Genomic DNA, 23,366 nt, shown 5'->3' with positions numbered 1-23,366 from the left:
GGTACTCGCCGCCGCGGCTTTTCTGGCACCTTTTCGGCAGGCGTTTCTCGGGCCGCTGCGGCATGTCGATGTGGCGGACGCAGCGGACCTGCTGCCGCGCGAGATGGCTTTCCTGCTGTTGCCGGCTGTGCTGACGCTGGCGATCGGCGTCTATCCGTTGCCGCTGCTCGAACTGCTGCGGCCGAGCGCCGAGGCCTGGGTGGCGGGGTTGGCGGGGTTGTAGCGTCCGGCAACGCCTATCATCGGCACTTTTGGCGGGATACCAGATAGTTGATCGCTCCGCACTGATCGGTGTTCACTTGTTGATCACAATGCTGAACACCTTCGTAGCCGTCCGCAGGTCCATCAGATAGTCGATACCGCCGGTCAGGAAGTACCGGTGCAGCACGTCACAGCCGTCCTTTGAGACGGTCAGCACGTCTATCTCGCGGTCATGGAATGTCCGGGCGCTTCCTTTGATTGGGCTGACCTGGACATGCCGGTTGATGAAACCGATGGATTTGACCATCTCATCTACGTGCCGCTCCACATCAAGGTAGAACTCGACGTACCCGTCCTTGTCCTTGGTTTCGCGGCAGTGGATTGCCAGGTGATCGACCTTGCCCATGATTCTGGTCAGCGCCTCAAGGAAGACCTTCAACTTCAAACGATGGGTTACAGCTCCACAGTAAGGGTCCCGGATGACGAGTTCTTTCACGTGGGCGCCCGCGACGGACCTGAATATCCTAGACAAGTCGCGGTCTTCCCCGGCCTGCAACTCCCACATGGCCATGCGCTCGCCTTCAGCGAGAATATCTGCTGCGCAAGGAGTGGCTTGGCGCACCAAGCTTGCAAGTTCTCGGGATAGATCGTCGTCCACCATGCCCGTTTCTGCCGGTGCCGAAATCAGGCATTCCAGCAAGGGCTGAACGGGAAAGTGCTGCCGAATGATCGGCAGACCCGCTTGGGTACCTGCAAACACGCGAGGCAACAAACTCCAGTCCCCGATCTTGCGTGCGGAGATGTTGTAAATCCACAACCTGCCCTCCAGCGCATAGGGATGCAAGCGACGGTATACCGTGAGGATGGCACGCGCCGTCGGGTGGCTTTCAAGCTCGTTGACCAGGTAGATATGGATGGCCTTACCGGCTTGGAGCCAGTTCACGAGTAGATTGAGGCTTTCTTCGGTATAGCCGGCAGCCTCGACGAGGCTTCGTCCAATCAGATGCAGGTTCGGGAAACTCGCCAGCCTTTCGCTGAGACCAGCCAGGCTGGGAGCTGGCCAACGGACGTAATGGCCAGGGCCGGCAGGCCGCGCGTCGGGAGCAAGCAGGGCATCCAGCCATGCCAGAGCCGACTGGCGGTCGAAACTATCCCAGTAGCGTTGGTTGCCGTAATCGCACAGGCAGACCCGGCAAGCGGAATCACAACCGGCTAGGCAATCGAGACGCTGGCGGGTCCGTCCGAGCAGTTCCTGAAAGGAAAATCCTGCCTCGCCCAACCGGGCGCAATACCCGGCACCCCCTGGAACCCCGTCATAAAGGACGATTTCCAGGATGCTTCCTGCAGCCCCATAAAGGCGGTAAGTGGCACGTATTTCGCTCTGTTGCAACTGCATGACTTCGATCACCGCTAGGCGTAGTGCTTCCGAAACCGTGCGCGCCAGTTGGTCATGCTGGCGGCGAAGGTCATCAGCCTCGGATTTTGGGTCAGGTAAGGGTGCCAGGAAACGGAATAGGCGTACATCGGTATCGAAGCGGTGCGCAAAATCCACTCCAGTGCGGGATATTCTTTCGTTTGGGCAACGCGTCCCGCTCAGTGGATCGTCATGAACCAGGTGATGCCCTTGCGTCGCAGTCTGCGCCTTGCTCCGCTTGGCTGGCTTCGTCGCGGATAAGGGTTTCACCGGTTCCGAATGGTTGCAGCGCAGACAACGATAGTACCCCTCACCATAGCTACCCCGATTGGAAATGAAAAGGCTGCCGTGCAAAGTGCCTTCCTCTCCCTTGGCCTTCAGCAAAGCGGTACGCAGGAACGGCAAGTCGGTTTCGACGAAAGCGTCGTCGCGTGGTGCCGCAATCAGACGTGCTTCATCGGCTGCCTTGACCCGCCGGCGACTACTGCCGGGGTCGCGCCCCCTTCGCTCCGCATAGTTGGTAACGAAGCCATGCGGTTCCACAAACATCCGTCTGCGGCGCGCCTGGGTCGAACCGCAATTGCTGCAAGCCGGCGGCAAGTCATCCCTGGTGTCGCCGATGTCCACGTGAAAGCACTCCTCGCAGGCCGCATACCATCGATCAGGCATGAACGCTTTTGGGTAATGAGCCAGTCCTGCACTCTCCCAGATGCGTCCATTGGCGATGACCTCTGCTCCCGGAGCATACTCGCTGATACCCTGGCTGGCATCCCGGCTCAGCGCCACCTCGGGGTTCTTCTGATACTGCTGTTGCCCGTCGCGGATGACTTCCAGGCTGAGTGAATGCACCGGGAAACTGTAGGTCGGTATCAGTCCCCTTCTTGAAAGTTGGTTTACCAGAAACTGGCCCATGAACTCCTTGCGCATCCGCTGCCATCGAGCGGCCTTGGAGAGTTCGTCGGCCGCTTTGGTTTCGGACATTTTTTCCGTATAGCGGCAATAGCGCTCGGAAACCTCTGCGGCGAACTCTCTGATCCCCGCCAGGAAACGATTGCGGAGATACGAGCCTGAAAGGCCGATGTGTCGATAGGTAGCCGGCAAGTGCTCTGTGAGCGATTCCGCTTCGCGGATAGCGGCCTGCCCGTATTCACTTTCCAACCACTTGTACAACTGTTCGGTGAAGTCGCGCAGAGCGTCCTTGTCGAAGTCCGTGTCGAACAGGTTTTCCAGGGCTGGTGCGTTGATTTCCGTGTTCGCGATGCGCTGACGCAGAAAATGGGACAACAGCACCGACTGCTGGTGGCGCCAGAACAGTTCCGGATTGTCGAGATGGATGAAGGGGGTTGCCGGCTGGGATGCCAGGTAGCGGCTGAAATCCCGGAATACGGCCTGATCGTAATGCGTGTTGCGCGCGATGGTGACGCAGAACGGTGCGGCCTGAGCACGACGCCCCGCGCGGCCCGTGCGTTGTTGGTAGTTGGCGATCCCCGGCGGGACATTGAGATTGACTACAGCTTCCAGGTCGCCGAGATCGACGCCCATTTCCATGGTGGTCGTGCAACTCAGCAAGTTGATCTTGCGCTCGGCAAACTGTCTTTCAATCTGCTCCCGCAGGTCGGTGGATAGAGATGCGGTATGCTCGCGGGCGCGTACCGTAACGTGGTCAGGCTCATCGTAGGATGCGAGGTAGTGGTTACCGAGCAGGAATGACGAACGCTCTCCCGCGGAGATGGGATCGACCTCGCCGCGGCAACGGAATGCGGTGCACTTCCCGTTCAACACCTGGGATTGGCGTAAGCCGCAACTCCGGCAGATGAAAGCCGGATAGCGGTCGCCGTCGTGAAAACGTATGGTTTCGCCATCGAGCGCGAAACCGGGTGGGTGGCGGAGCATCAGCGACACCGGCGGCCTGGAAAGAGCCTCCCAAGCCTGTCGCAGAAAATCGAAAGCGTGCTCCCGCGCCAAGCCCAACTGTTCGATCAGATACCAGGTGCGCCGGTTATGCCGCTTCTGCTGTTGGGATGGCAGCCAGCGGAACTTCACCGCGTTGTCGCCCGCTTCGATTTCGAAAGAACGATGTTGATTGTATTCGCGCCAAATGAAGGCATCCAGGAGGGGGATGCCGTAGAACCTGGTCAGGGCCCGCTCACGCCGGATGTTTTCCAGCAGAAAATGGAGCATGGCGTCGAGGCTCCCGTCATCGGTCGGCAGCGCACTGGGCCAGCAGGAACGAATCTTCTGACGCAAGGGTCTGAGGCGCGCTTCATCGTAGGTGACATGGACGACACCGAGCGACTCCAGGGAATTGCGGCGTCCCCCGGGGGTGCAGAATTCGGCGGCGATGGCGCCCAGCAGAATTTCGGTTACCTCATGACGGTCGGACCGGATATCGCCGTTGGCGTCCAGCAGGATAGCTTGCCGACCATCCTGTTGCCAGTGCGAATAGATTTGGTCGGCCAACTGCCGGCCATTGATCGGCGTCTCGCGCCCGCGCATGACATGGCGGACGGCGCTACGCAGTGCCAGGTCGGCAGCGGTGCGTTCGAAATAGGGTGCGAAAAAGGCGGCGTCCTGGCGGTTGTCCGAGAAACTCAGCAGGTTGCGCCCACCGGCGGGATGGGGGTCGGCATGGTTGAGCATTCCGGTGGGCAGGGACTCGAGGACTCTCTGTGCTACCACGCTGCCCAGGGCTTCGTTACCGGGGTGCATGCGTGTCACGATCTCCGCATCGGTGCCGGAGGCGCGGCTGCCGCAGGCGGGGCATTTGCGCACGTACCATGCCCTCTCTTCCTCATCCTCTTCGGTAACGAGTGCGAAGATCTTAACGGCGTCGGCGGTGGCGCCAAGCAACCCAGTCTTTGGATCCAGCCAGGAGCGCTTGTATTCGGGTGCGGAGTCATCTGACTCATCGTCCTCGTCGTCCACGTGGCCGACGGGTGTTCCCCAGCCAGAAGACTCGCCGCTCCACCGCTGCGTCGCTGTGGTCAGGCCGTCGCGAATGGAGATGACCGCTTTCCTCGTAGCCTTCGAAATAGGGCTGTCCGCACTTGCGGCAGACAAGCAGAGGGTAATAGCGCCCCTCTTCGCTCTGGTGGTGTCTGGCAACCCGGATCTGGCTCCAACCTTCGTCATCGGCTGCGGGTAGCACGGCCACACCTTCGATGCCGTTGACCGCGAGGTGATAGCGGCCGGGCAACAAGGGAAAGCCATTCTTGTCGGCCTGGGCGACCATGCCCATACGGATGACGGCACTCAGCGCCTGACCACGTTCCGCCGCCGTTTCGGTGACCAGCGGCGAATCGAACAACCGTTGCGCCAGTTCGCTGAAATGGATTACGCCAGGCTTATCCAGCAGTGCCGCGACACGCCGTGCCTCCCGATTCTCGGAGAAACGCTTCTCCAGGAAGGGACCCAGATCCTCGTTTTCCGCTGCCTGCAAGTTTTGGCGCAGCAGGTCGTGTTCTTCCAGGTAGCCGTGCCACATCTCTGTGCTGCGGTCGGTTTCCGGGAGTTGCGCCAGCGCCTCAAGGACCCTTCCAAGCCGTATCCACTCCTGAACCGACAAGGAAAATTCTCGATCAGTTGGACGCTGGAGGCGCTCGTGCACGATGCGCTTGCCGCGGATCACGGCATGGACTTCCTCGCCGAACAGATCACGCGCGAAGGCTTTGAGCTTCTCGTCGGCGTCAGCACCGTCCGCCAAGCTGGCGCTGGTGCCAAAAACCTGCAACGGTGCGTTCACGCCAAGTCGGTTCTTGAGCTTGCGCAGCAGGAAGGACACCTCGGTAGCCTGGGCGCCATGGTAGGTGTGAATCTCGTCCAGAACGATGCATTTCAATGCGTTGGCGGAGAAGAGACGCTCGTTTCTCGGCAACAGCAGCAGGTGCTCGAGCATCGCGTAGTTGGTGATCAGAACCTTCGGTGGATCGCGAAGCATCTCCTCCCGCGTCAGCATCCAGTTGCCCGGGATGTGCTGCGGATAGTCCAGGACCGCCATCAACTTGCTGTTTTCGAACAGCCGGCTTTCCTCCTCCGCATGGCTGGTATTCGCCTTGACCTGGCCGGTGTAGCGCCCGAAGGTGATGCTATGCCTGGCGAGGTAGTTGCCGAACAGCGGCGCAATGCGGTAGTAGAGCTGATCGTTGGCCAGCGCATTCATGGGGTAGATCAGGAGCGCCCTGACACCTGGTTTTTCCGGCTCAGGGTCGGAAAGCAGGGCGTGAGCAATAGGGTACAGGAAGGTTTCGGTCTTGCCGCTGCCGGTACCGGTTGCCACCAGGAGGCTTTTGCCGTCCCTGGCTGCATATTCCAGCGCAAGTTGCTGATGCCTGTGTAGCGCTCGATTTGCCGTGGGCAAAACTCCCAGGGCATCATTCAGAAAGCCGCCATTCCTCTTCAGGAGTGCATTCAGGCTGACGCCCTTCTCGAAATCGGGCAAGGCTTCCACGTAGGGACCATCGACTAAGTTCTGTTGCTGCAACTCGTGCCGAAAGCGTTCGGCCAGCCGAGGGTAGCGCCTGCTGATGGGCAGGGTCGTGGCGATGTATCGGCCAAGGACTGTCCTGAGTTCTTCGACCAGGACGATAGGGTTTGCCTCGCTCATGTTGTCTTTCCTGACAGCGGTTAGCGGATTGCACGCAGGCGGCGTCGCCCGAATTGCGTCGCTTGATTGGCTGATATTGCCGTGGTGGTCACGCTGGCTGGGCCACCATCAGCCATCAGAACCAGTTCCCATAACACCAGATAGAAGGAGAAAGCCGCCTCACCTACCTGCAGAAGGTAGGACAATGGGCCTTGTAACGGGATTGCCATATGGTTGACGCGGCCTAGCCAGGTCTCCAGCGTTCCCGGTCGCCGTGCGTCCAGCCGGCAAGCCCAGGCCAGCGAAGCCAGTAGATGCCCCATCCCTTCCAGGTGCTGGCGTGTCAAGGTGACTTCCTCGTCGACCGCGTCGGCGGTGGTCGGCCAGGGATTCATGAAAGGGGATTTCCCCAGCAGTGTCGATGGCGTTCCCGTACCCTCGATTCTTGGTAGCCTGCGGCAGGCATGCTGGCAGAGTCCGATCGCTTGGCCGCGGCGGAGTTCGTTACCGGACAGGCCGGCCTTGTAGCGACTCTCCAGAGAGCGCAAGGCGTGGCGCAGGTGCAAAGGCCCCAGATAGTCTCCTGGGCCGGGCAGGAAGCCGTCGTCGTCCAGTTGAAACAGGTACTTGTAGGAGTCCACCTGTCCGAGGCCCTGGGTGTACTGTTCAAGCACGAATTCCTTCGGGTTTGCTCCACCCATCATGGCCAGGACGTTGCTGAATCCCGTGGCTGCAACCGGATGGATCAGATCGGGGAAGACTGACGGATAGCTTGTCGCCATGGTGGCGATGGCTTTCAGCGCGCGGAGCATGGAAGAGGGCCGTTCGTTGACCCTCCGATACTCCCTGGCGGGAAGTGCGAACAGCCGTGGCAGCACTGCGCCGACGGTCATTTGCAGTTGCCAGCTTGCAGCGGAATTGTCTGGCGGCTGGAGTGCCGCCATGTCGGTGAGCGCCGTCAGCGCTTCGCCCTCACGGCGTTTCCAGCGCATGACCAGCCTGGACCAGGCGTCACCCAGCCACTTCAAGCTGTTCCACGATTCCAGTGCGTAACAGGGCAGCAAGGCCTCCTGGACGCGTTGAAGCACGACCAGCGCCTGCTCATCGTCAAGCGCGTCGAGTTTGGCGAGAAAGTTCTCCGACCTCTGGGCTTGGCGCCTCTCATCCCACGCCAAACCAATGCCGAAAACATCCCGACGGGCATTTTCGAGATGGCCCCAGATGCCGCGCAGGCGGCCGTCGAAGCGAAACACCCAGGCGCCGCTCGGCCAGCGATCCAGATTGAAACAGGCGTGGGCCTGGTAGCCACCCTGTTCATCGTTCAGCACCATCAGCCGGGCGCGCGCGAAGGTTTGCCCGGTCCACTCGGTTCGATTGGCCAAGAGCCTCATTGCCACTCGGTCACCGGACAACAGTTCCTGCGCGGTGATTGCGAGTTCTTCCAAGGGTTCCGACATTACCAGACGAACTTCGAACTGGCCATCCTTTACCTCGCCGCCGATGCCGCTGACGCTGTGGGGCTGGACGAGGTTCAGTAGGGGAATCTCGGCACCGCTCCGGCAATTCAGATAGCTCAGGGTATTGGCTGTGGACGTGATGTGTTCGGCTAGAAAGGCCGCCGAGAGAGCCTTCAAAGGCCTGCGGGCGAAATCTACCGGCTGTGACCAGTCTCCCAGCCGCAATTCCCCCGCATCACTGGCCGTAACCAGGATTTGCTTGGCCGAAATGGTAGACACCACTTCGGTGCTGCCTAGTGGGCGGCTGATGCGCTGGCTCTGCCCGCCATCGAGAATACTTTCCACTTCAACGAAGACCCCGGGGATGGCCCAGGTTAGGACTTGCCGGCGCTGGTCGCCGAGCCTGAAAACCAGGCGCAGCATACGCCCTGTCCCATTTCCGGGTTTCAGGATGGCGCCAGAAAGCACCACGTTCTCGCTGATCATGGGTTCGAAGTTGACTGGTGGCGCTTCGCATTTGAAGCGAAGGCCATCGCTGACCGAAAGAAGTCCATGCCAGTACAGCACCGCGCTGCGCTGTAGCGCCCGCACTTCATTTGGCCGCCGCAATTCGGCGAGCAAGCGCGCGAAACCCTTGGCCCACCCCGCTCGGCGGGCCTCCGCCCCAATATCGACCAGGACGGTTCCGGCTTCATTGACCGTGATCGAAATTTCCAACCGGGCGCCGAGACCCGCCGCCGTCAAACTCAGCACGTAGTCGCGGCCGCCAAAGGCCAGCCAGTCGGGAGGAATTTCTACCGTCAGGCTGAGGTCGTCCGGGAAGAATTCCGTGCCGTCTCGCGTATTTCTCCCATCTCCCTGCCAGTTGAGAAAGACCTGGCTCTCCGCCTGCAAGCTCAGTTGCGCCGGGCCATTGGCGAGGACATGCTTACTGCCCGGATGCAGAAACAGGCTGAACATGAAGATGCGCGGCTGTTCCCGAACTTCTTCAACCTCCTGTCCGTTGGGCGCGAAGCGACTGAGGATCGTATAGTCTCCGGGAGGCAGGGTCAGTGCTTCCGTTTGCTCCAGTTGTGCTTGCCCCTTGAGCCGCCCATTGGCGGCAAAGACCAGCAGGCGATTCGAGCGCTGGTCCTCCCAGAGTCTGATCTTGCTCGATTGACGGCTCAGGTGATCCCGGATCTCGATCTCGCGTGGCAAGGCGATACCTATCGGCGCGAAGCGGTCATCGGCGCTGGCGCGGTAGTTGCGGGTACCGCCGTCAATCGTCACGGACCATTCCCCTTCCTCCCGTCCGGGCAGGAATACTCCCAGGATGCCATCGTGCAAGAGGACATAAGGCGGTGCCGCCCGCCTGATCCCGTCGTTGCCCGTAACTGTCGCGACCAGCGCCGCTTCCATGGCCTTTTCAAGGGCGTGAGTCGGGTCAATGGCCTGTCCGCCGGCATTCCTGACCCTCAGGAACACCCGGGTGTAATAGCCCAGGGTATCGAGTGCCAGGCCCTTGCGTGCAGTCTGGCTGAAAGGTGCGGCGAGCTTCGCGTCCAGGGCCAATTGCCAACTGGCAATGCCTTCGGGGTCGTCGTCGTCGGGCAGGCCGGCGCTGCGCGCGAAGGCCAGCATCTTGCGCGCCAGATCGTCTGCCCAGGCCAAGGGAACTCCCACCTGGCGCAGGTATTCGTTGACCATGAAGCCTGCGCCGGTTGTCACCGGTGAAGGATCCAGGCCCAGCTTGACGATCGCGTGGCGAAAGGACTTCCAGAGGGACTCCCGTTCCGACTGGCCGGGTTCACGCGTCATCCCGAGCGCAGCTTGCAAGTAAGGATAAAGAGAAAAGCGGCCATCCTGACCCATTCCCTTCATCACATGCCAGACCATCCACACCGAAAACAGGGCTGGGCGCTGTTCGAGATGGTGGAGGTAGCCCTGGGAAGTCGGATTGGCCCGAATCTCCTCAACTACCGCCTGTCGCATGTCTCGATACCTATCAAATTCCTGCCCGAAAAGCCCCAGGAAAGGCGCATCGCTGCACTCGATACGACGCTTCATCACCTTTTCGGATTGGTCGAGCAGCAAGCGCCGCTTCAGTTGGGCGGGGTTGATCTGTGCCATGTCTTACCTTGCGTGAGTAGAGTGTTCAATCCAGATCTCCGAGTTCGCGCTCGATCTGCTCGGTGCTCGGCAGGCTGGTTTGCAGTTCGGCAGGCAGGGATTCGATGATCCGATATTCGGCAACGCCGATCGGCTTGCTGGAGTCGCGCAGGGCGTATTCCGCAACGACGCGGTTCTGTGTTCGGCACAGCAGGAGGCCGATGGTCGGGTTATCCTGTTCGTCCTTGACCTGAGAATCGACGGCGGAGAGGTAGAAGCTCAGTTGCCCGGTGTGCTCCGGCTTGAAGGCCCCGGCCTTGAGTTCCACCACCACGTAGCAGCGCAGCTTGAGGTGGTAGAACAACAGATCGATGAAGAAATCGTCGCCGCCCACCTCGACGTGCACCTGTCGTCCGACGAAGGCAAAGCCGGCGCCGAGTTCGAGCAGGAAGCGAGTGATATGCTGCACCAGGGCGGATTCGATCGCCCGTTCGTCCGCTTCCTTGCCGATGCCCAGGAAGTCGAACAGATAGGGGTCCTTCAGCGTGTTGCGCGCCAGATCGGATTGCGGCGCGGGCAGGCGGGCGCTGAAGTTGGTCACTGCCTGGCCTTCACGTTCCAGCAAGCGGGTCTCGATATGGATGCTCAGCACATTGCGCGACCAGCCGTGTTCAATGGCGCGCTGGGCGTAGGCGAGTCGCCTTTGCGGGTCCTTCAGCCGGCTCAGCAGCACCAGGTTGTGGCCCCAGGGCAATTGTCCAACAGCCTGTTGGACAATTCCGCCATCCGGCCAGGCTTCGGCGAAGGCGCGCATGTACATCAGGTTGGCGCGGGAAAAACCTTTCATGTCCGGAAAGGCGGTGCGCAGATCATGGGCCAGACGCTCAATGACCTTGGCGCCCCAGCCCTGCTGCGCCTGCCGTTCCAGAATGTCGCGGCCGATCTGCCAATAGAGCGCGACCAGTTCCCGATTGACCGCCAGCGCGGCGCGTTGCTGCGCGGTGTGGATCCGGGTCTTGAGTTCGGTTAGCCAGTCGGCGTAGCCGTCCGGCGCCTCGGTCAAGGTAAGTGGGGCGTCATGCGGGGACATGGTTGCTCTCTATCGGCTGGCTATTTTGCACGTTCGAGACTAAACAGGGCGCGGGATGAAATACCGATCACCGGCTTGTCCGACAGGTCGTGAGGCATGGCTGGACTGTTCAGGAAGATGCGGGGTAAGCAAGGAAGGGTTCGTCCGATGGCGGATAGGCCCTCCACTCGCCTGCAAAGGTGGCAGGTTCCAGCAGCGTGACCAAGTCCTCATCGGTTGATCTACCTTCCTCGTTGTCATCCAGGCCAGTGTGATACGAGGCACCACCTCGTTCTGTCAGAATGAAACGGTTGTGCCGGGCCTGCTCGGGATGCAGGTGCACGCTCAAACCTACTCCTGGGGGTAACATTCGCGGGATCGTAGATTCGAAATAGCTGCGGATGTTGGCCGGCCGCGCGTTGTTGGCGCGATGTACTTCGATGGATACGCCAGTCCGATGTTGGTCACGCAGCAGCGTGAGGAGGCGCAATAGGGGGCGCTTCCAGCGTGGCTCATTCGCTTTGAAATGCGGGTCTACCAGCTTGATGGTGCGTGCGCAGGAAACCAACAGCGCCACGCAATCAACGATCTCATCGGCCGTGCGACGGATATGCTTCTGTCCAGTGGCATGGAATAGCGGGAGATCATCATCTATCTCGTCGGTAGTCAGCACCTCGGGGTGAGGCCTCTGTCGCTCCCGAACGATGATTCCGTCAAACGGTAGACGAGCATGTTCCACCAGCACACGATCCAGCCAAGGCAAAGCCCCATCACCACTCGGACGTTCCCGATTGAGAAGAACCAGCCCTTCCAGCCGGCGTAACTTTTCCTCAATCCGTACAAGTTCCACGTCCCGCGCCTGTACCTGGGCTGCCCGCAATACCGCCTGCCGCCACTTGCGTGGAAAGCAGGCAATCACCCGTCCCTTCGACACCCCGAATTTCTCGATCAAGTCCTTGAAGCTGGCCCACGTGGCGATCGCTTCCGGTTCCAGTGCGAACTCTTTCAACATCAGAATAACTCCTCGCCGCGCTCAACAAAGAATCCCTTGGGCCAACGTTCGGTGAATTCGCCTGTTTCATCGATCGGTAAGGCGATCAGTTCCACCCCTTGCTCACCGGTCTGGACATAGACTACGGTCACATCCTCAGGCTTGACAGCGGGGGCTCCTGGAGGCAGTTCGTTCTCTTCAGTTTCCCGAATTCGGCGCAGCAGGCGCAGGATGAGGTGTTCGCTGTGGGTTTCGACGAGAAAGGTGATCCCGTTGATCTTGGCCCCCTGGATCAACAAATCACCGACACCGACCTGAACGGCAGGGTGAATGTGCAGTTCAGGTTGCTCGATGGCCACCAAAGAGGCTGATGGCTCGAGGTCGAGGGCGGCGACGACCACAGGCAAGACTTGCGAAATGCCAATGCCCACATCGCGTGCTTGCATGCGCATTCCTGAATTGGTCTCGATGAGATTCAGGCGCCTCTGCTCCGGTAGCGACCGCAATTCGCTTTCGAGTTGGGGGTCGAAGCGGCGCAACGAATCGGGGTCGGAGGCATCCAGCAACCACTCCAGCACCCCAGAATCGATTTCCTGGACCGTCCGGCGCTCGATTTCATAGCCGGTAGCCAACTTGTCCGGCGAGGACATCCACCTGCTGACTTCTTTAATTAGTTGCTCGTCGCAGGTCAGCAGTCTTTCCCAGGCAGCCATCCCATCCGCCCAACGCGCTTCGTCCGGAGTCAGTACTGCTTCGAATTTTCGTGGTGGCACGTTGCGAATCGGACCAAGGTAGCGCAGTTTGCGTAGCTGGTCGCGTATCAGTACGCCGGGGCCTACCACGACACTAGACAGGAATGCGGTGAACTCCCTTGCGATGTAAACCGCATCAGACCCCTTGACTCTTCCCGTAGGCACGTAGAGTAAGGGGGCGAGATTCGGAAGTGCCCCTTCCACGTCGGTTAGCCATTGACGAAAGCCACGATCTGCCCCCTTGATGTCCATCTCATCCAACGCGTTGGTTATGTCAGGCCAGATCGAGTATTCGTGGTTGTCAGCATCATGGTCGTTGTCAGGCGAAGCGCTTGCATCAACGCCGGTGGGTGTATCAGGCTGCCGATCCAAGCCAAGATCAGCAAGCAGCGCTTTGTGCGTGTCGACCTCGTCCTGCGTACGGAAGTGCATCAGTACGGGATTTCCAGGATTAACCTTGACCTCGGCGTCACGACCGCCTTCGCTGCTCTCGATTCGTACCAGCCAGTCACCGTTGAGACCTGCCTCATAGCCGACCACAACAGCGGCTTGCCTGAAGGAACTCCAGCCGACCGTTAGCTGGATACTCACAGAATCGGTACGTTGCTTGGTTTCTTCCAGCAGGCTATGGAACTCCCACACCCCTGGGTCATCCGTTTGCCATTCGTCGAATGTGTCCGGAACCAAGTCGGGCAGGCTGGCTCGATTCAGTGCCATTTCCAGCTTGATCGAGATGCGGCGCGAAAGATCGCGCTGATGGACGAGGTTGCAAAAGCCGCCAAGGTCTACGAAGTCACCGCCGTGGAGGGTATGGTCCGGATTGGCGTTCCGTCTCTCCAGCACCTCGCGCACGTATTGCAGTGCTTGCAGAATGGTACTTTTTCCGGCGCTATTGGCGCCGAAGAGCAGGGTGATCGGTGCCAGTTCGAGCCGGACGCGCTTGCCTACACCCTTGAAATATTCCAGTTCAATGGCAGTCAGACGCGGAGGCAGGTCAGCACCCTGGCGCTCGCGGCCGGCAGGAGTATCAAAGAGTTGCAGGAAGCAGGCCAAGGATTCCAATGAATCGATCTCCAGGGCGCTACCGTACCGGATTTCCGTCGATCCACCATGCTGACGAGACGGGAAGTGGCGAAGGTTGATATGGTGATAGAACTTCTCGCGCGCCTTGCAACTGACACCGGCCAGGGCGAGGAAGGGCTCAAGGCACAGGTCTGGATGGATTACCACCCGGATCGAGGTCCGCTCCTTGTTCAGATACAGAAACTGGCGGGAAGTCGGCGCCTGATACTCGTCGAGCTTGGCCGTTTCCCGTGTGCGAACGTAGTTTCGGCCGGTAAATATTGTTCTTGTTGTTTCCAGGTTCATGTCGTTCCCTTGATTTACGGCTGATCGGCAAATGCCTGATGAGACAAGGAAGTGAATAGCCCGTCGCTGTTCTGTGCGTCGCAAACGAGCTTTTCACGCAAAACATCAACCGTTTTCAGGAAAGCAACGAAGCGTCGCTGCTCGCTCATTGTCGGTACCTTGATCAAAAGGCTACGGACGATGCCCATGTTCCACCCTTCCATGATGGCGCCCTTCCCTTCGCGTGCGGCTTGCGCCCGTACCGCGGAATCCCATAGCAGACTGGCCCAGAGGTATTCGGGAAGAATCTTGTCTCGGTTGGTGGTCATGGTGCATAGGTGCTTGGTGCTGATGCAACGTGCTAGGTCGTCCGGTGCGACGCAAACCCGGCCGGTGGTCCCCATGATCGTAATGATTACGTCGCCGGGAAGCACCGTGTAACGGGATAATTCTTTATACTTTTCTTCCGAGACATATCTACGTTCTGCCCACCGGAACCGGTTTGTCACGGCGTTATCAATGCCAAGCACCGGGATGCCTGATTCGGTGAATTCGGAGTGCAAAAGCTGGCTGCCAAAAGGGCCTGTCCGGATTGAGTTGGGTTGGTCAGCCAGCAAATTATCTATAGAGATGCGGTGATCTGGCGCTTCTCCAAGGAGTATGAGAACGGCTCCGCGGACAAGATCGTCGGCGAGTCTGATGGATTCGCGGCGCTTCCTACGAATGGCGTCTGCCTTGTCGAGGATGGCGGCGATGCGGCGTTGTTCGCTCACTTCTGGGAAGGGGACGATCAACCCCATAAGTCTGTCTTTGCTTATGTGAGGTATGGTTGCCCCCGTACTTCCTTCGTTCAGGAAGTTAAATTTCTCTTGGAGAAATCGGCCAACAAACGGTGTATGAATAGCCTTCTCTTCACGTGGGCGAAGCCTGGCAATTGTGCTGCCAATCAGTCCAGATAGGCTGTAAGCCACAGTTCCTGCATTTGCGCCATCCCAGGCAATGCAGATGTCGTTGGGTAAAACCCGCGTACCTCTCGGGTCGTACGCAAACTTGATGTTGCTGTTAGTACGCAAGTCATCGATCTGGATGTAGCGATCGTATCCAGCTATTGGAATGTTGGAGACATCTGCTGCCTTATGCCCCTTGGCAAGGTAGTACAGGTCTGCCATGGTCCGTTGGTTCATTTGAGCATCCCCACCAATCCGCCTACGTCCGCCTGAATCTCCGCCTCCAGTGCCTTCATCCGTTCCAGAATCACTCTGGGCGGGTCAAATTTCAACTCTTCCCGCGCAGATTCCTTGTAACGGTTTATCGACAGGTCGTATTTGTGGGCACGAATTTCCTCGGCGGGGATTTCGAACGCCTTCGCCATCCGGTCGCTGAAGTCGCCTTTCCGCTCACACCAGGTGCGGTATTGCGCGAGGACATCAGGCAAGTTGTTGGCGGCGATTTCCTGGCGCTTGTCGTCCAGCGAAAAGCCGTCAGACTGAACGTCGTAGAACAGCACTTCGTCGGTGCGTCCGCCCTTTGCGAATACCACGATGGCGGTGGACACGCCGGCGTAGGGTTTGAAGACGCCGGAAGGCAGGGAGATAACGGCCTCCAACTGGTTGTCGTCGATCAGGTGCTGACGCAGCGCGACATGGGCTCTGCTGGAACCGAAAAGCACTCCGTCGGGAACGATGGTCGCGGAACGGCCGCCGTTTTTGAGCATGCGCAGGATGAGCGTGACGAAAAGCAGTTCTGTCTTCCTGGTCTTCACTCTCTTCAGGAGCGACGGATGAACGTCGTCTTCCGCCAGGCTGCCCTTGAACGGTGGGTTGGCAAGGATGACGTCGAAACAATCTTCGGCCTGGCGGCCGAATTTCTCCGGGAACTGCTTGGACAGGGTGTCCTGGTAGTGGATGTCGGGGTTCTCGACACCGTGCAGCATGAGGTTCATCGCGGCGATGCGCAGCATCGTCACGTCGAAGTCGAAACCGTGGAACATACCGTTCTGGAGGTGTTCGCGGTAGGGCTCCAGCAGATCTCCGGGATAGCTTCGGGTGCCGTCGCCGAGGGTTTCCACCATTTCCGGCGAGGAATACTTGCGGCGCAGGTATTCCATGGTGCCGACCAGGAAGCCACCCGTGCCGCAAGCTGGGTCGCCAACGATTTCTGTCGGGCCGGGGTCGAGCAAGTCGACCATGAGCTTGATGATGTGGCGAGGGGTGCGAAACTGGCCGTTGATGCCCGCGGTGCTGAGCTTGCTCAGCATGTATTCGTAGAGGTCCCCCTTGATGTCGCTGTTGCCCAGCGGCAGCGCATTGATCTGGACGACGGCGGAAACGAGCAGGCTGGCCTTGGGGATCAGGCAGGTAGCGTCCTTCATGTACTCGCCGAAGGTGGTGTTCCGGCCGCCCAGGTCGCGCAGGTGAGGAAACACCTGGTCACGGACATGGCGCAGCATTTCATCACCGCCATATTCGCTCCAGCTTTTCCAGCGCAGGGTCTGCTGATCGGGGCTGAAATTCTTGTGTGGTGACTTGCCAAGACGCTGAGCCATCTTCTCGAAGCGGGTCTCGTCGAGGTCGAGCAGGCGGGCGAACATCAGGAAGGAAATCTGCTCGATGACGGTGAGCGGGTTGGTAATGCCGCCGGTCCAGAATTCGGTCCACAGGCGGTCGATGTCGTTTTTCAGTTGGCTGGTGATCACCGAACTTCCTTATGGGGAGGTAATGCCACGTTCGATGAGTTCGCTGCGTAGCAGCGCCCTGGCCTGCTGAAAAAGGCTGCGGTTCTCTGGCTCGTTGAGCCAGCGCGAGGCGCCGGAAGTATGCGGAAAGAAGACGATGGTGCGACCATACCAATCTTCCTTGCGGCCGACGAACTGCTCCAGTCGTGCCTCGCTGGACTTGCGGCCGGTGAGCTTGAGATAGGCCTTGAGCGGCAGGCTACCCAGGATCACGATTACCTGCGGATTGGTCAGCCGAATCTGCCCTTCAAAGATTGGCAGGCAGTTGCGGATCATCTCCGCGGTGGGGAGGACATCCTCTCGCGTCTTGCCGGCACGCAAGGCGGGCTTGCTGCCGGGAAAGCACTTGATCACCGCAGAGGAGTAGACGAGTTGGTCGAAGCGAGCGCGGGGCAGTCCCAGTTCGTCGAAAATATTGCGAATTACCTGGCCGGCGTCGCCCTGGAAAGGTTTGCCGGTCTGGTATTCGGTCAGCCCCGGCGCCTGGCCGATCAGCATGACTGGCCTGGGTCGGATGCCGGACACGATGGGACGTGGCGCCACGCACTGGCTGCCCTGGCGCGGATCGATCGGATGGTTGGCGAAAGCGGCAGCGCACTTGCGGCAATTGCGCAGAGTTTCGTCAAAGGCCTGATATGAATTGTTCAACTGGGATTTTTCCTGTGTCGGGAAGCGTGGTTGCGGGTTAGTCTTTTTCAGGGTGCGGATTGTCAGGCGCCGGCAGCGATTGGAGCAACGGGATGGAAACCTTCGATGACGGCGATCAGTTCGACGGCTGCGCGGTCGTCGAACACGCCGTCGAGTCCTTCCGGGCTGACCTGGGTGAAGGGGGCTTCGTAGAGCTTGCCGACGCCGATCACGCCAAAGCGGGCAATGTGGTTCTGCAGCAGCGCCATGAAGCGCTGCTGTCTGGCGGTGAGGCGTGGGTGGCGAGCCATGAATTCCGCGAAACGCTCGGCCACGACCTCCGCTTCCATGCCGACGATGGTCCGGATGGCCGTGGCCAGATCACCGGCGGTATCCGGATAGAACTCGGTCAGCCAGGCGAGATTGACGTCCGGGTGCTGGGTCAGGATCAGGCTGACCAGGGCGTTCAGATCATCCGTTGAGACCGCCTCAGCGCGCCGTATTCTGGCCAGCGTGGCATTGCTCTGGAACAGTGCTGCCAGCACCGTTTCGACTCGCTGGCGGTAGGCGACCAGTTCTGTTCCGGCCAGTTTCGGGAGGTGTTGCGTGTATCTGATCTTGTCGGCGTCCTCCCGGATATCGAGCATGAGGGGTTTGCCGGCGGTGGGGCCTGTGGGCCGGACGCAGTGGCGCATGATGCCGCGCAGTTCTTCCCGGATCGTTTCCAGAGCCGGCACGTCCGCCTGGTCGAAGAGGGTTTGCCAGAAGTCTCCACGACGGAGTTTTTCGATGGTGGGCAGTTTTTCGCGCACGGCGTTGACATTGACGGGCAGTCTGGCCACCAAGGCCATCAGCTCATCGCGCAGATTCTTGTAGACGGCCGAGCGTTTCAGTACTTCCGCTTGCATGTGAGCGATGAGGATGTCGAGCCGGTAGGCGTCTTCCACGTTGCGCGTGTCGCGCCATTGCATCAAGGGGGCGATGTCCCGCAACAGGGTGGCGCGGGTGGCGGCGCTCAGCGCGGGCAGCACGCCATCGGTCTGGATCTGGCGCACCTCACGCCATTTTTCCCGGACGGCGATGGTGCCCTTGGGCAGGGCGGCTATGTCGGCCGCCAGGAGCTTGACGGCGATGTCGAAGGCTTCAGCCTTGCTGGTAGCGAGCGCCTCGTCCGCCAGTTCCAGCCGCGCCTCGAACAGTTGCTGCAGCAAGGATCTGGATGGCAGGGGGTCAGCCTCGGTGTAGGTCTGCTCGAAAAAGGCGAAATTGCCCCAGTGGTCGAAGATGCGGAACCTGACCTTGTCCTGGCCGGGACCGAAGAGATGGAGACACAGGCGCGTACCCCGGCCGATCATCTGCCAGAACTTGACCCAGGACTTCACCGGCTTGGCAAAAACCAGATTCACCACTTCCGGCACGTCTATGCCGGTATCGAGCATGTCCACCGAAATGGCCAGCGTCAGAGGGTTTTTAGGGTCCTTGAAATCGTCGATCAATTGCTCGGCACGGCAATCGTAGGTGTCGATGACGCGGCAGAACTGGCCGCCGTATTGCGGATACATCTCGTCGAACAGCTCGGACAGCAATACCGCATGATTGTGATTGCGGGCGAAGAGGATGGTCTTACCCGGGCGGGAAGCGCTGCTGTTCCGTATTCCGTTCTCCATCAGGTTGCGCAGGACGGCGCGATTGGTATCCTTGTTGAACACGGCGCGGTCCACCTCGCCGTCCTCGAAGTCTACCGTCCTGGCGAAATCCTCCCCTTCGTCTTCCTCCAGTTTCTGGCGCTGGTCTTCTGAAAGCTGGGCGTACTTGATTCCCCGGCGCAGGAATTCCGTGGTGTGGGTGTACACCTCGAAAGGCACCAGGTAGGGGGGCACATGGCTGATCGCTTCCTGGTAGCTGAAGTAGGACGTCGGGTCGCCGTCTTCGCAGGCGAACAGCTTGAAAGTGTTGCGGGCGATGAATTGCACCGGCGTCGCGGTCAGGCCCACCTGGATGGCGTCAAAGTAGACGAACAGGTCGCGGTAGCGGTTGTAGATGCCGCGATGGGATTCGTCGGCGATGATCAGGTCAAAGAAACCGACGTCGTATAGCTCGTAGTTCTGCATCATCGCCTGGTAGGTGGCGAGGTAGATGCGGTTGGTGACATCTCCGGCAGTGTTCGAATTGACCAGGATGCGCGGCTCGCCAGGCAGGAATTCCTTGAAAACGTCATCTGCCTGTTTACGCAGTTCGCGTCGGTCGCAGAGGAACAGGACGCGCTTCACCCAGCGGGCGCGAGACAGCACCTCGCACAGCGAAACGGCGACCCGAGTCTTGCCGGTACCCGTAGCCAGAACGACCAGAGCCTTGCGGTAGCCCTGGCTGAGGCGTTCGCAGATGCGGCGGATGGACTCGATCTGGTACATGCGCCCGGCGATGTCGGATTTCGGCGCAATCGTGTCCAGGGGCAGTTTCTCGCGGCGCTGAAAAATCAGGTAGTTGAGACTCTCCTTGGAGTAGAAGCCAAAGAGCTTGCGTGGCGTGTGGTGCTGTGCGTCGTCCCAGATGAAGATATCGAAGCCGTTGGTATAGAAGATCACCGGACGCTGACCGTACCTGGTTTCGAGACCGTCGGCGTAGAGTTTGGCCTGGGTGCGGCCGGCATCCGCGTCCTTGGCAGTTCGCTTGCTCTCGATGACCGCCAAGGGCTTTCCGTCATCTCCCCAAAGGACGTAGTCACAGCGGCCGATACCAGTCTTGTTCTGCGGCTGGGGAATATCGACCTCCTGGCCCACCTGTTCCGTGGATGTTCCATTGTCTCCGACGTGCCAGGCCGCGGCCACCAGCATGGCATCCACCAGGCGCTTGCGGGTGGTGGCTTCATCGAAAGCCAGTTGTGCCGCCACCGCGTTGCCGTTGACGACCAGTTCCTGCAATTCCACGGCATTGCGTTCAAGTTTTTCCGCCTTGGCCTGTTCCAGTTGCTGGAACAGCGCGTGCATCTGTTCCTCCTGTTCAGCGATCTGGACTAGCAGCCGTTGCCGGTCACGTTCCAGCTTCCGGAGGTCGGCAGGAGGACTTGGCGGTAGGTAGGCTGGGCTTTGCGCTGCCAAGCCGGAGTGGAAGGTGAGATTGAGCCAGCGAGCAATATCATGGGCTTCGCGCAGCATATCGAGTGCGGTGGACGTCGTTCCCTTGTTGGCGTGGACCGCCTTGTTGCCATGCATGCGCAGGGCGTGAAGCTTCGTCTGCACCACCGGTGGTACACGCTCGCGGAAGCCGTCTTCGTTCAAGAGATCGTTGAGGTTGGGTTGATACGGCTTGGGCAGGCGGAATGTCTCGTAGATTGACTCCACGGTGCGCTCGGCGAACAACCGGAGCTTGGCCAGCGCCCCGGCGGGATCATTGAAAGCGTAATGCTCAGCAAAACCGCCCAGTGCTGCCAGATCGGGCTGGGTGGTATGGAGAAACTCGAAGTTCTTAGAGTGCACGACGGCTCCCTCTGGCGAGGGCGAGATGTTCGACCGACGTGGCGCGAAGGAAGGAGGCAGCGGCATGGTTTTTGTTGTGCTGATTCAGGAGATGGTCACCACAAAGCAAATGCCGTGCCAGAATGTGGCGCCGATCTTTGTGCTCATTTCTTCTGCGTAACGCCATACCGATTCATCCAGTTGGTGAAAGTCTGGTAACTGCCGAAGGCGAGCAGCCTCGCCGCTTGGGTCTTGTTGCCGTGGGTATGAGCCAGCGCCCGCTCGATGTAATGTCGGACTACTGAGGAAATCAACTCTTCCAGATTGACTCCGCCATCGATGGGGCGATGCAGAATGCCATCTTCGGAGCCGACTCCAGACAGAGGGATCAGGATAGCGTCGCGCATCGCTTCGGCTCCGATGATGTCCTCGTCGGACCATATTGCAGCTCGCTGCAGGGTATTGAAGAGTTCCCGGATGTTTCCCGGCCAGGAGTGCTGAAATACAAGATTTCTTGCGCTGGCAGATATTGCTTTGTGTTTGATGCCCAGATCTCCGGCTGCCTCGTTAAGCTGGTTCAGCAAAACGTCAGTCAGCAGAGAAATATCGCCGGCTCGCTCCCGTAAGGGCGGCAGTTTGATGATGGCCACTGCAAGGCGATAAAAGAGGTCTTCGCGAAAATTTCCCCGAGCGGCTTCCTCGATGAGCGTGCGATTGGTGGCAGCCACCACGCGCACGTCAATCCTTTTCGGCTCACTGGCACCGACCGGTGTGACCTCACCCTCCTGCAGGATGCGCAGCAGCTTGACCTGGACGGGTTTCGGTAATTCGCCGATTTCGTCGAGGAAAATCGTTCCGCCATTGGCGCGTTCGAAGTGCCCTTGGCGGTCGGCAACGGCCCCGGTAAAAGCTCCTCGCTTGTGACCGAAGAACTCGGACTCGACGAGTTCTGGCGGAATCGCTCCGCAGTTGACCGGGATGAACGGTTTGTTTGCCCGAGGACTGGCGCCGTGGATTGCCCGTGCCATGAGTTCTTTGCCTGTCCCGCTTTCCCCCTCGATCAGTACCGGGATCGATCGCAGGGCGATACGCTTCGCTTGAGCGATTACTCGTTTCATGACTGCGCTGCGGTGAACGATATGGCGGAATTCCGCATCCTCAATTACGGTGCCTTGGGACATTAAAGCAAGCCGCTCGTCCGACTGCTGCATCCAATGCGGGATGAATTCGGCCGCGATGTCGAAAGGGATGCGAGCTTCCTCGACACCGGCCTGGGGTGAGGACTGAATCAACCGGGCAGGGTGGGTTGTCTTGGCCAGCAGTATCCAGACGGACGCCATGGCCGGAGTACCAGGACTGAGATGGTAGGTCCGCTGGATGTTGCGCCGCGGACCGATCTGATCGAGGACCGCCACAGCATGTTGGTAAATTTCGCCGAAGTCTATAGGCGAAGAAAGCTTGACCGGACGGATCTGTATGCCGGCGTCGGTTTGGCGGCCCAACCACTCCCGGAAAATCTCGCCATCCTGCGCAGCAAAATTGCTCAGGAGCTCGATGCTTTGATACTGACCTGCCACGACGGCCTGCGCAATCGGCCCAAGGCCGCTGTCGGGGTCTCCGCTGGCAGCCTTAAGGTCGGTCCGGCCAATCCAGGCGACGAGGGTACGCTCAACCATAAGGAAGCTTTTGCATATAGCAACGATTGTATGCCATGGGACAGCACGAGCAAAGGCGCGACGATGAAGAATTGGCTGTTCGCAAGGCGGCGGCTGACGAACTGATCCGTGGCCATGGTCTGGCCGGTCGCGCGCTGTTCAACTTCGCCGACCGCTTGCAGCGCCTCGAGAACCGTTTGCTGCTCAGCGGCGACGGCGCTCTGACCCGCGCTCTGCAGCGCCTGGGGCACTATGCGGACGCGATCGAATCGCTGCTCAAACAACCGCGCTACCTGATGCTGATGGTGATGGCCACCTTCGTGGTGATCCTGTGAACGAGGTGTACTGGACAGCGCAAGCCGGCTATCCGTTGCTGGCGACGCTGCAACGGCTGCCGCTGGCCGGTGCCGTGCTGCTGATGATCATGCGCGAGCAGGACCTGGCGCTGGCCTTCGACCGCCTCGGCGGACTCTTCGACCGCGTTCCCTTCATCGCCGTCGCTTTCCTGATTGGTGGCCTGGCCATCCTCGGCATGCCGGGAACGCCGGGTTTCGACGCCGTACACCTGGTCCTCGAAGCGTCGATCGAGACTTTCGGCGCGCTGCCGACGATCGCCACCGCGCTCGGCAACGTCGCTGCCGCCGGTTTCCTGCTCTGGGCTTTCCAGCGCGCCTTCCTGGCGCCGCGGCCAAGGGACGTGCCGGTGTCGAGAATCGTTCGCACCCGGCCGATGGAGTATTTCGTCGGCGGTGCGACCCTGCTGGTGCTGCTCGCTGCCGGTTTCTACCCCGAACCGTGGCTGAAACTGACCGATAGCGCGACGCAGGCGCTGGCGGCGTATTTTCATCATGGCTGAACTCGCCTCCTGGCCCCTGCTGAGTATGCTGCTGGCGCTGCCGGTGCTGGGCGCGCTGGCCACCGCGCTGCGGCGGCGCGCTCCCTGGGCGCAATGGATCGCGCTGGTCACGACCGCGCTGACGCTGCTGCTGTC

Annotated in this window: 14 protein-coding genes and 1 pseudogene; 4 read left to right on the top strand and 11 right to left on the bottom strand. The window is 59.9% G+C overall.

The window, feature by feature from the left end; all coding sequences use genetic code 11:
• Nucleotides 1-223, top strand: a pseudogene (locus tag ACCAA_RS16915) (NADH-quinone oxidoreductase subunit M); the annotation flags it as partial.
• Nucleotides 224-295: 72 nt separating this feature from the next.
• On the opposite strand, the gene ACCAA_RS16910 reads toward ACCAA_RS16915, so the two are convergent.
• The 10 genes from ACCAA_RS16910 to ACCAA_RS16865 form a co-directional block, all read right to left on the bottom strand.
• Entirely contained in the window at nt 296-4,465 is a 4,170-nt protein-coding gene (locus ACCAA_RS16910) for a helicase-related protein (protein ID WP_186408426.1), read from the bottom strand.
• A gap of 55 nt (nt 4,466-4,520) precedes the next feature.
• Nucleotides 4,521-6,218, bottom strand: coding sequence for a DEAD/DEAH box helicase (locus ACCAA_RS16905; protein WP_186408425.1), 1,698 nt, complete (start codon nt 6,216-6,218; stop codon nt 4,521-4,523).
• Nucleotides 6,219-6,238: 20 nt separating this feature from the next.
• Nucleotides 6,239-9,766 (bottom strand): hypothetical protein, encoded by a 3,528-nt coding sequence (locus tag ACCAA_RS16900; RefSeq protein WP_186408424.1) that lies wholly within the window; start codon nt 9,764-9,766, stop codon nt 6,239-6,241.
• A gap of 25 nt (nt 9,767-9,791) precedes the next feature.
• Nucleotides 9,792-10,835 carry a PDDEXK nuclease domain-containing protein gene (locus ACCAA_RS16895; protein WP_186408423.1) on the bottom strand — a complete coding sequence of 348 codons (1,044 nt, stop codon included), beginning with the start codon at nt 10,833-10,835 and terminating at the stop codon, nt 9,792-9,794.
• Nucleotides 10,836-10,944: 109 nt separating this feature from the next.
• Nucleotides 10,945-11,826, bottom strand: coding sequence for a hypothetical protein (locus ACCAA_RS16890; RefSeq protein ID WP_186408422.1), 882 nt, complete (start codon nt 11,824-11,826; stop codon nt 10,945-10,947).
• Nucleotides 11,826-13,925 carry an AAA family ATPase gene (locus ACCAA_RS16885; RefSeq protein WP_186408421.1) on the bottom strand — a complete coding sequence of 700 codons (2,100 nt, stop codon included), beginning with the start codon at nt 13,923-13,925 and terminating at the stop codon, nt 11,826-11,828. Before ACCAA_RS16885 ends, ACCAA_RS16890 begins: the two co-directional genes overlap by 1 nt.
• Before the next feature lie 14 nt (nt 13,926-13,939).
• On the bottom strand, nt 13,940-15,088 hold the full coding sequence (locus tag ACCAA_RS16880) for a restriction endonuclease subunit S (protein WP_186408420.1): 1,149 nt from the start codon (nt 15,086-15,088) through the stop codon (nt 13,940-13,942).
• A complete protein-coding gene (locus ACCAA_RS16875; protein WP_186408419.1) occupies nt 15,085-16,599 on the bottom strand; it encodes a class I SAM-dependent DNA methyltransferase in 1,515 nt (504 codons plus the stop codon). The genes ACCAA_RS16880 and ACCAA_RS16875 overlap by 4 nt, the downstream gene beginning before the upstream one ends.
• A 9-nt stretch (nt 16,600-16,608) precedes the next feature.
• Nucleotides 16,609-17,286 (bottom strand): uracil-DNA glycosylase family protein, encoded by a 678-nt coding sequence (locus ACCAA_RS16870; RefSeq protein WP_186408418.1) that lies wholly within the window; start codon nt 17,284-17,286, stop codon nt 16,609-16,611.
• A gap of 62 nt (nt 17,287-17,348) precedes the next feature.
• Nucleotides 17,349-20,741 (bottom strand): type I restriction endonuclease subunit R, encoded by a 3,393-nt coding sequence (locus ACCAA_RS16865; RefSeq protein WP_245754636.1) that lies wholly within the window; start codon nt 20,739-20,741, stop codon nt 17,349-17,351.
• A 25-nt stretch (nt 20,742-20,766) separates the two neighbouring features.
• On the opposite strand from ACCAA_RS16865, the gene ACCAA_RS22545 reads away from it, so the two are divergent.
• Entirely contained in the window at nt 20,767-20,901 is a 135-nt protein-coding gene (locus ACCAA_RS22545; RefSeq protein WP_281193211.1) for a hypothetical protein, read from the top strand.
• Here the strand turns inward: ACCAA_RS22545 and ACCAA_RS16860 are convergent.
• On the bottom strand, nt 20,885-22,396 hold the full coding sequence (locus tag ACCAA_RS16860; RefSeq protein WP_186408416.1) for a sigma-54-dependent transcriptional regulator: 1,512 nt from the start codon (nt 22,394-22,396) through the stop codon (nt 20,885-20,887). The genes ACCAA_RS22545 and ACCAA_RS16860 overlap by 17 nt on opposite strands.
• A 35-nt stretch (nt 22,397-22,431) precedes the next feature.
• On the opposite strand from ACCAA_RS16860, the gene ACCAA_RS16855 reads away from it, so the two are divergent.
• Complete coding sequence (locus tag ACCAA_RS16855; protein WP_186408415.1) at nt 22,432-22,710, top strand: hypothetical protein; 279 nt, start codon at nt 22,432-22,434, stop codon at nt 22,708-22,710.
• Complete coding sequence (locus ACCAA_RS16850; RefSeq protein WP_245754635.1) at nt 22,707-23,231, top strand: proton-conducting transporter transmembrane domain-containing protein; 525 nt, start codon at nt 22,707-22,709, stop codon at nt 23,229-23,231. The genes ACCAA_RS16855 and ACCAA_RS16850 overlap by 4 nt, the downstream gene beginning before the upstream one ends.
• Nucleotides 23,232-23,366 lie beyond the last annotated feature (135 nt).

Source organism: Candidatus Accumulibacter aalborgensis, assembly GCF_900089955.1.
Lineage (GTDB): Bacteria > Pseudomonadota > Gammaproteobacteria > Burkholderiales > Rhodocyclaceae > Accumulibacter > Accumulibacter aalborgensis.
The sequence above is the reverse complement of the archived record's forward strand: the minus strand, read 5'-3'. Positions and strand labels throughout refer to the sequence as shown.

What these genes read in the sequence shown, in the direction of transcription:
- ACCAA_RS16885 (WP_186408421.1), bottom strand. Translation starts at nt 13,925, where the DNA reads ATGAACCTGGAAACAACAAGAACAATATTTACCGGCCGAAACTACGTT.
- ACCAA_RS16860 (WP_186408416.1), bottom strand. Translation starts at nt 22,396, where the DNA reads ATGGTTGAGCGTACCCTCGTCGCCTGGATTGGCCGGACCGACCTTAAG.
- ACCAA_RS16880 (WP_186408420.1), bottom strand. Translation starts at nt 15,088, where the DNA reads ATGAACCAACGGACCATGGCAGACCTGTACTACCTTGCCAAGGGGCAT.
- ACCAA_RS16855 (WP_186408415.1), top strand. Translation starts at nt 22,432, where the DNA reads ATGGGACAGCACGAGCAAAGGCGCGACGATGAAGAATTGGCTGTTCGC.
- ACCAA_RS22545 (WP_281193211.1), top strand. Translation starts at nt 20,767, where the DNA reads ATGTTCGACCGACGTGGCGCGAAGGAAGGAGGCAGCGGCATGGTTTTT.
- ACCAA_RS16900 (WP_186408424.1), bottom strand. Translation starts at nt 9,766, where the DNA reads ATGGCACAGATCAACCCCGCCCAACTGAAGCGGCGCTTGCTGCTCGAC.
- ACCAA_RS16905 (WP_186408425.1), bottom strand. Translation starts at nt 6,218, where the DNA reads ATGAGCGAGGCAAACCCTATCGTCCTGGTCGAAGAACTCAGGACAGTC.
- ACCAA_RS16895 (WP_186408423.1), bottom strand. Translation starts at nt 10,835, where the DNA reads ATGTCCCCGCATGACGCCCCACTTACCTTGACCGAGGCGCCGGACGGC.
- ACCAA_RS16890 (WP_186408422.1), bottom strand. Translation starts at nt 11,826, where the DNA reads ATGTTGAAAGAGTTCGCACTGGAACCGGAAGCGATCGCCACGTGGGCC.